Annotated in this window: 1 protein-coding gene and 1 pseudogene; one reads left to right on the top strand and one right to left on the bottom strand. The window is 62.8% G+C overall.

From position 1 onward, the window contains the following. Positions 1-110, top strand: a pseudogene (locus tag C7G61_RS46930) (fumarylacetoacetate hydrolase family protein); the annotation flags it as partial. Between the two features lie 99 nt (positions 111-209). Here the strand turns inward: C7G61_RS46930 and C7G61_RS43620 are convergent. Next, the coding region (locus C7G61_RS43620; RefSeq protein WP_145963882.1) for a GNAT family N-acetyltransferase at positions 210-341 on the bottom strand (132 nt) is incomplete at its 5' end.

Below are 341 nucleotides of genomic sequence, written 5' to 3'. Positions count from 1 at the left end.
GCGACATCATCTATTCGGGCACGCCGGAAAATGTCGGCCCGGTCGTGAAGGGCGATGTGCTGTTGTGCAAGCTCGAAGGCCTGCCGGATATGTCGATCCGGATTACGTGAGGTCGCACGTCATTCCGGGGCGCGCGCTAGCGCGAACCCGGAATCTCGAGATTCCGGGTTCGACGCTTTGCGTCGCCCCGGAATGACGGTCGTGTCACGTCACCCCGCCAGATCGGCAAATTCCGGGTTTCTGCGCAGATAATCCACGACAAAGCCGCAGCCGGCGATGACCTTGCGGCCGTCGGCGCGAATCAGTTCGAGCGCGCCCCTGACCAGTTCGGAAGCGATGCC

Source organism: Bradyrhizobium algeriense, from assembly GCF_003062295.1.
Lineage (GTDB): Bacteria > Pseudomonadota > Alphaproteobacteria > Rhizobiales > Xanthobacteraceae > Bradyrhizobium > Bradyrhizobium algeriense.
The sequence above is the reverse complement of the archived record's forward strand: the minus strand, read 5'-3'. Positions and strand labels throughout refer to the sequence as shown.